General features: G+C 50.1%; 10 protein-coding genes. 2 read left to right on the forward strand and 8 right to left on the reverse strand.

From position 1 onward, the window contains the following. Positions 1-123: 123 nt before the first annotated feature. Positions 124-1,437, reverse strand: coding sequence for an NAD(P)/FAD-dependent oxidoreductase (locus tag KDK13_RS08785; protein ID WP_257284601.1), 1,314 nt, complete (start codon positions 1,435-1,437; stop codon positions 124-126). 140 nt (positions 1,438-1,577) lie between these two features. After that, complete coding sequence (locus KDK13_RS08790) at positions 1,578-1,817, reverse strand: DUF3094 domain-containing protein (protein WP_257284602.1); 240 nt, start codon at positions 1,815-1,817, stop codon at positions 1,578-1,580. Between the two features lie 223 nt (positions 1,818-2,040). Here KDK13_RS08790 and KDK13_RS08795 point away from each other — a divergent pair, with 223 nt between their 5' ends. After that, positions 2,041-2,787, forward strand: coding sequence for a cyclopropane-fatty-acyl-phospholipid synthase family protein (locus tag KDK13_RS08795; RefSeq protein ID WP_257284603.1), 747 nt, complete (start codon positions 2,041-2,043; stop codon positions 2,785-2,787). On the opposite strand, the gene KDK13_RS08800 is transcribed toward KDK13_RS08795, so the two are convergent. The 3 genes from KDK13_RS08800 to KDK13_RS08810 form a co-directional block, all read right to left on the reverse strand. Then, positions 2,767-3,588 (reverse strand): hypothetical protein, encoded by an 822-nt coding sequence (locus KDK13_RS08800; RefSeq protein WP_257284604.1) that lies wholly within the window; start codon positions 3,586-3,588, stop codon positions 2,767-2,769. The genes KDK13_RS08795 and KDK13_RS08800 overlap by 21 nt on opposite strands. Positions 3,589-3,768: 180 nt before the next feature. Further along, complete coding sequence (locus KDK13_RS08805; RefSeq protein WP_257284605.1) at positions 3,769-4,779, reverse strand: nucleoid-associated protein; 1,011 nt, start codon at positions 4,777-4,779, stop codon at positions 3,769-3,771. A 115-nt stretch (positions 4,780-4,894) separates the two neighbouring features. Beyond that, the gene (locus KDK13_RS08810) at positions 4,895-5,530 is read right to left on the reverse strand and encodes a TetR/AcrR family transcriptional regulator (protein ID WP_257284606.1); all 636 of its coding nucleotides are present in this window, start codon (positions 5,528-5,530) and stop codon (positions 4,895-4,897) included. A 132-nt stretch (positions 5,531-5,662) separates the two neighbouring features. On the opposite strand from KDK13_RS08810, the gene KDK13_RS08815 reads away from it, so the two are divergent. Continuing rightward, positions 5,663-6,208 carry a thioredoxin family protein gene (locus KDK13_RS08815; RefSeq protein ID WP_257284607.1) on the forward strand — a complete coding sequence of 182 codons (546 nt, stop codon included), beginning with the start codon at positions 5,663-5,665 and terminating at the stop codon, positions 6,206-6,208. A 4-nt stretch (positions 6,209-6,212) separates the two neighbouring features. Here the strand turns inward: KDK13_RS08815 and KDK13_RS08820 are convergent, their stop codons facing one another. The 3 genes from KDK13_RS08820 to KDK13_RS08830 form a co-directional block, all read right to left on the reverse strand. Then, positions 6,213-6,821 carry a tRNA-uridine aminocarboxypropyltransferase gene (locus tag KDK13_RS08820; RefSeq protein WP_257284608.1) on the reverse strand — a complete coding sequence of 203 codons (609 nt, stop codon included), beginning with the start codon at positions 6,819-6,821 and terminating at the stop codon, positions 6,213-6,215. Further along, entirely contained in the window at positions 6,766-6,999 is a 234-nt protein-coding gene (locus KDK13_RS08825) for a transposase (protein ID WP_257284609.1), read from the reverse strand. The genes KDK13_RS08820 and KDK13_RS08825 overlap by 56 nt, the downstream gene beginning before the upstream one ends. Positions 7,000-7,121: 122 nt before the next feature. Further along, a partial coding sequence (locus tag KDK13_RS08830) for a hypothetical protein (protein WP_257284610.1) occupies positions 7,122-7,388 on the reverse strand: 267 nt, incomplete at its 5' end.

A 7,388-nucleotide genomic window follows, 5' to 3' on the forward strand; every position in this document is an offset into this window, starting at 1 on the left:
GCAGTTGGCTTTTAACCAATTGGTCGTAGGTTCGAATCCTACACGACCCACCATTTTATTGTTTTATCTTCCAGTTTTATTGTTTTTTAGCCGTTGGTGAACTTTTTGCCAGCGGCTTTTTTGTTAGTGAAGCTTCAGCTGTGGGCGGGTTGTTCTGCTGATCAGGTCCTTCAAAATCAATGTCCCGGTTCTCAGCTTGCCAAAGAGGGTCATCTGGTGCATCCGGTACAGGCTGATGTAAAACCATTTGGCCAGTGTTCCCTCAATCATCATATCGCCGGTAATGGCACCCATCAGATTGCCTACGGCACTGAAACGGCTCAGGGAGATCAGGGAGCCGTAATCCTTGTAGTTGAATTCCAGCGCTGTGGAGCCATTGGTTTGGGCTATCAGGCTTCTGGCCAGCAGGGAGGCCTGTTGATGGGCAGCCTGTGCACGGGGGGGAATGGTAATACGGTCATTGTTACTGTCGGTCAGGGTGCAGCTTGCGCAGTCGCCCATTGAGTAGATCTGGTCGTCAAGCGTCGTCTGTAATGTTGGGCGAACGACCAGCTGGTTGATCCGGTTGGTTTCCAGACCGTCTATATCAGACAGAAACTCAGGTGCCTTGATTCCCGCTGCCCAGATTCTCAGGTCAGATTCAATGAATTCACCATCACGGGTAGTTACCCCGTCAGCCTTGATTTCGCTCACCATCTGCCGGGTCATTACCCGAATTCCCATTTTGCTTAACTGCTTTTCAACACTGTTGCTGATTCGAACCGGCAGTGCTGGCAGTATTCTTTCGCCCCCCTCGATGATGGTCACTTCCAGATCCTCTGGCTTGATGGCATCCAGTCCATAGTGGGCCAGTTCAATGGCGGCAAAATGGAGCTCTGCGGCCAGCTCCACGCCAGTTGCACCTGCGCCAATAATGGCAATGCGAAGTCTGGTGCTCTCGTTGCTGCTTGCCTGGGCGTGAAGATAGTGATTAATCAGCGTAGTGTGGATTCTTTCTGCCTGTTGACGGTTATCCAGGAACAGGCAGTGCTCCCTGGCACCTGGCGTATTGAAGTCGTTGGCGGTACTGCCTACCGCAATAACCAGCTGATCGTAGTTCAGGGTGCGGGCAGGTACGACCTCATGACCGCTGGCATCTTTAACAGGGCTGAGTCCGATGGACTTTTCGGCGCGGTTCAGGCTTGCCATCTTGCCGGGAATAAATTTGAAGTGGTTCCATTTGGCCTGTGCCAGGTAGCTTAATTCATCCTCAAAGGCATTAAGGGATCCAGCGGCCACCTCGTGCAGGAGCGGTTTCCAGAAATGGGTATTATGGGCATCAACCAGCGTGATTTCAGCGCGTTGTTTTTTGCCAAGTTTCCTGCCCAGGCGAGTGGCCAGTTCGAGGCCTCCGGCACCACCGCCAACAATCACGATTCTATGGAGTTCGTTCTTCACATTGATTCCCGTTTTTTCTTTTCTATTAATTATTAACGTGTGGCTGTGAGTGCTGTTATTTTTCCCGAACTTTTTTCACAGGCCTTTTCAAAGGAGAGCCGAACTTGCTGCTCATGGCTATTTGGTTGCCGGTCTCCCGGTCAGGCAGGTAAAACCAGGTAGCCGATTAAACGGCTCAGGACACCGAGAACCACAATAACGACGGTCAGCCATGCCATCAGGCGCAGAGGCCTGAAGGGCGAACGCTCGACCTCATTAACCCCTTTCTTTAAATACTGATCGACCCGCTCCTGGTCTTCGGGATAAAGCCGCGTGGATTGTTGAGCGGAATTTGCACAGTGCTTTTTATCGGCGACAGGTGCTGCAGTATTTTGACTCATGGTGATAACTCCCTTTCTTCAGCCAAAACATAGTACATTCTGCAATCAGCGGAAAGCGAAAGTAAAGATTTCGACCGATTAATCACTCTTCTGGGGCGCTCTATGTCACAGAACAAAATAATACGGTCGGTATTTTGAGTTCTGCAAAGTGGCTGTTATTAATATAAGGGGTGCAGGGCATTTTCGAGACAGTTCGTCCTCATTTTTGATCAGGGGCAGAGGCATGGCATTCAACAGGGAATTGTTATTACTTGCTTTCAGGCAGTGGCGTTATCAATGGCGACAGAGTTTCAGGGAGCTGAAATGTTATGGCAGACAGCCGCGGTTTGTTTTTCCATGGCTATGGTTGAAGCTGAGTTATCTTCTGGATAGCCCGTATGCAGTCAGTCGTCGTTATCAGCGTCGTATCAGGGCTGAAAATATTTATGTCTATGGTGAAACGCCGTTGACCAGTCTGGAGATTATTGCTGAAAAATCTGGTGTAACTTCTGAAGACCATGTTTTTGAGCTGGGCGCCGGGAGTGGTTTTACCAGTGTCTGGTTGCAGGGTGTTAAAGGGTGCCGGGTTACCGCTATTGAGCAGATTCCACTGTTCTGCTGGCGCTTGCAGCGTACCAGCCAGCGTATGCGACTGCGTGGCATTGATGTTCGTTGTGAAGACTATCTGGAATCTCCACTGGAAGACGCATCAATTATCTACCTGTATGGCTCAAACCTTGATGATCATATGATTACAGAACTGGCTGAGCGTTTGGCTGAACTGCCTGCAGGCATAAAAATCATTACGGTCAGTTATGCGCTGCAGCCCTTTCTTCATCAGCAGGCATTTAAAGTTACCGACCGGTTCACTGTGCCCTTTGAGTGGGGAGAGGCAGAGGTTTATTTGCAGGAAAGGATGTCTGTAACTGAAATTCTTACGGTTATGGAGAGCAGTAGGGCAACCTGTTCTCTAGAACATGCGATGGACTGAAGAGAGTTTACTGACGATGATACTTCCGTAGCGTACTACCAGGTCTGGAGTCTGTTGTTCTGGAAACTTATCGAAACTGCTGCGAATAAATGACCAGGTGGTGAGTGCCTGATGGACTGGCACCATGGCATGTGGATGATCACTGAACTCTTCATTAAAAGCCGTCATGCGCTGATCGAACCGGTTAGCCTGTGCTTTCAGCTGCATTTGGCCAGAATCGGCTGTCTCGGCATTCTGTTCTGAAACCAGCAGGCTCAGGTAGTCTCTGGTCATATATTGCATCAGTAGCGCTTGTTCCAGAAAACGTGGCTTATCCCTATTTCCGGGCGGGACTTTGGTCGTTTTCTGCCTCAGCAGCAACAGCTGGCGATCCATTTTGGCCAGTACCTGCAGTAATGAGGTCGCTGAAGGTGGCTCGTAAATGGCTGGAATGGTGCTCAGCCAGATAATGTGTTTGCTGATCACAGGCCAGAGGGTCAGGACGCTTTCCAGCAGGTTATTGGTCTCTGGGTCGTGAAGGTTTTCCGGCAGCGTGTGAATGCTGATGTTTAATGATTGCTGAGCATGCTCCAGGGCTTCCCTGGCATCCTTGTCGAGCAAATCCAGCTGCAGGCGGTGAATGCTGATCAGTATGTCATTGAGCATTATCTGCTGCTGGATAATGGTGGCAGGAAGCAGCTCAGAGGGTTCGTTTTCGCTTGCTTTTACACCGAATGTCAGCAGGAGTGCGGACAGGGTGGTTGTCGTTACTGCATGAAAAGCTGTACGAAAAGCCGCATGAAAAGCTGTACGAAAAATCATAGTGGCTTCCGGGTTATTTTTTATCAGGTGTTTATTGGCAAGCCGGGTACTCGCTGCAGGAAGCAGGCCTGAAGCTCTCTGCGAATGAAAGCTTTTGCAGTGTGCAGGTACCCGTCCATGGGTGTCTAAGCAGTCCCTTGATTCTATTTGTAGCAAAGTTGCTCTGGTATGGCCAGCTACTTACTTCTGTTTGAGCTGTGCTTTCAGTTTGTCAGGAACCCCGGTGATGATCAGTTGGTCGTTGGTTTCATCATAGCGAATCTGACCACCCAGTAATTCCGCATCAAAAGAGAGACTGAGTCCCTTGCTTCGCCCGGTATAGCGTACCAGCTGCGTTAACTTGCGACGTTCGGGGGACATCGGGGTGCTCATGTCATAATCCTGAGTGTTGACAAAGCGGGCAAAGTCGTCCGGGCCGGCTTCACTCAGATGGCCAGTCAGCTCCTGCATGGAGAGGCTTTCGCCTTCGTCCAGTCTGTTCTGGCAGTAATCATAAACCTGTCGTTTAACAATGGTTCGGTTCTCTTCCACCGGCTCTTCCTGACAATAGGCTTCTACTGCCTTGAGCAGGGTGTCGGCTTCTTCTTTGCTGCTGCTGGTTTCGCTGCAGCCAATCACCTCCTGGAATACGCTACTGAGACGTTTGCCTCCCTTTGGACGAAGAAACGATAAATAGCGCCCCGCTTCCGGGTTTTTCTGCCAGTCGGTGATATTGATGCGGCAGGCCAGGGACATCCGGGCAGTATCCAGGTAGGACGTGTCCTGAATGGTCAGCTCATCCGTAATGGTGACACTGTTCTGGCTGCTGAGCATGCAAAGCAGTAGATACCGGGTCAGGCCCTGTTGATAGTCGGCGAACATCACGTAGCCACCATTGATGGCTCCGGCCTCACTGAGGTTTTGCCCAAGGCTGGTCAGTGTGTCTGTGGTGAGCCGGGTAAAACCGGAAGCCTGCTCATCGGAACTCTGATCCATATATTGCTTCAGGCGCTCAGGAAAACTGTCCTCTGCCAGGTCGGAAAACTGGCCATAGCACTTGTCCGGTTTTTTATTATAGGTTTGCAGCAAGTCGTCCAGTACCAGCTCCAGAGAGGGGGAGGAGGCCAGACTTTGGGAAGCTGGAATGGCTTGTAGCTGCCCTGAACCGTGGGCAAGGTCCAGTTTGTGAACAATAATCTGTTTGATGGTCATGACTTGATGCTGAAAAGTCCGAATTGATACTCAATATGGTACAGGGATTCTGTGTGTTTTGCTTTATTCGGCAAACTTCCGGAACTGCCGTTGGCGATGGGTTGGGCTGAGTCGATCATGGCGGGCTTTGTCGGGGCAGGAGAGGAAAGAGGTTATCCAGGCTCTGTCTGACCTGTTTGTCCAGGGCATGCTGGTTCGGGTTTATTTTGGCCATAAGCTGGATGCTCATGTACAGGTTCAGAAGCTCACTGGCGATGACCTCAGGGTCAATAGCCGCACTGCTGTTTTTGTCCGGTTCCGTATATTTCCCCATAAAGTCAATAAAGCCATGTCGTAGCATCTGGATGCCTTTCTGCACCAGTTCTGATGCTTCGGATGGCAGTAGATGGAGTTCGTTGCTGGTGTTGACCAGGAAACAACAGTTTCGATAGCTGGCATCCTGACCATGACGATAACCGGAAGTAAAGAAGCGGCGGAGATCCAGTAGCGATGGATTGTAGGCCAGGTATTTATCGATTCTTGGTTGCAGCTGCCATTCAAGATAGTGCTCAAGAATGCAGAGAAATAATTGCTCTTTATTCCGGAAGTGATAATAGAGGCTACCCGGATGCATTTCAGTGGCTTCTTCCAGTTGCTTCAATGAGCAGGCATAAAACCCCCTGGACCAGAAAAGCTCAAGAGCGTCGCTTAACACCTGTTGCCGGTTGAATAAGGATGATCTTCCCATAGGCTCACTATTGATTATTGTCATTCTAAGTTAGCAGAGTTTTAAGCTCTGTTGACAGCCCTGTGGTGCCGGGGCATTGCTTGTGCCATGATTCCGGTGCATTGCAGAAACATTCCGGACTAAACAACTGACCAAAAAAAACAGAGGTGACAAATCATGGCACTCACACCGTCTTCTATGGTTGAACTGGGTTTTCAGGCTCCGGATTTCAGTTTGCCGGATGTTTTCACCGGGACAGAAAAAACAGTGGCTGATGTGGCAGGAAGTAAAGGGCTTCTGGTGATGTTTATTTGTAACCATTGTCCTTACGTTGTTCATATTGAAGAAGCGCTGGTGGCATTGGGTAAGGAGTTTCATGGCACGGATCTGGGGATTGTCGCGATCAGCGCCAATGATGTGGCTGATTATCCCCAGGATAGCCCTGAGTTGATGGCTCAAAAGCGTTATGGCTTTCCTTATCTTTATGATGAAACACAACAAGTGGCTAAAGCCTATAACGCGGAATGCACCCCAGACTTTTTTCTGTTTGATGGTGTTTTGACCTGCGTTTATCGAGGCCAGTTCGACGACTCAAGGCCGGGGAATGGCAGGCCGGTGACCGGTAACGATCTCCGCAGTGCCATGACCGCTCTACTGAAAGGCTTGCCTGTCAGTGAAGACCAGAAGCCCAGTATCGGCTGTAATATCAAGTGGCGAAAGTAGTTGGTCAGCCATTGTCCTGTTGATAATTTTTCCTGAAAACCTCCTGTCCCATGGCATTGATTTGCTGGTCAATCATAAGGCTGAATGTGTCCAGAAGCTGCTGATGTGCCTTGCTGTCCCGGCTGGCCTGACGCAGCAGGGTAACCGCAGCTTCCACCGTTGATAAGGCGCCAGCTCCGGGTGCTTTTCGAATGCGATAGTCGGATAGGGAAAGATCGGTCAGTTCAATACCGGGCAGCTGCTGCAGCAGTGGGTTGCAGTAATAAATCTTTTTGGCTTTTCGCCAGGTTCCATCCAGGATAATCAGTACTTCCGGCCTCTCAGTTCGCAGGACATCCTGGCTGGCCCTGGCATTCGCTCCGGGAAATAGCAGGAAGCAGTTCTTTTCTGCCAGCGTTCTCAGAAGTTGTGAATGAGCGGAAAAATCTTCACCCACCCATACCTCGCAATTACCGATACCCAGCTCCAGAATGCGCGCCGTATTCAATGGGTGCCTGGACTCTCTGGGATGCTGCAGAATAATAATATCCATGCAGGCAGTCTCTTCTTTGAGCGCTTTACAGTAACACTGTTTTTCCGGGCGTTGGCATCGAGAGCAAAGGGATCTTGGCATGGGAAACTTTACAGTAACAGTGCTGGCACTCTACCTGCACATTGTCGTGTCCATTCTTTTTGACATTCTCAGAATCACAGTGCGGACAGAGAACAGTGCCATCTGGCCAGCGGTTCTCACGGATCATCTCAAAGCAGGTTTCATTACTGATGAGATCTGAGATCCGGCCTATATTCATGGTCAATGCTGACGATGGCTAATTATATCCACCAAGGATAGCTCAGCAGTTTGGAATTCGAAAAGAGCCTATCGAAATTATTTCAGGCCAATTCCTAATGGCCTGCCCATCTCCCCTTGATTCTATTTTATCAAGTCGTCCCAGTCTGTACCGAGTTCATTTATTTCACGGGCTGGTTCCTGCGCAGGAACACTCTGCCTGTTCATTCGTTCCCGGATTCCCTTAATACCCTGTGATACCGAGTTGACCGCAGCGCTTGCCAGTTCTTTACCACGGGTAAGTGGTTTCATCGCCAGCTCCTGACCACGCAACCCTTCCTGGTAACCGGTAATCCATTGATAGCCTGTAAAGCCGGCAATCCCCAATCCGCCCGCTGCCAGAAGGGAACC

It is taken from the genome of Endozoicomonas sp. SESOKO1 (assembly GCF_024606265.1).
In the GTDB taxonomy this organism is placed as follows: Bacteria; Pseudomonadota; Gammaproteobacteria; order Pseudomonadales; family Endozoicomonadaceae; genus Endozoicomonas.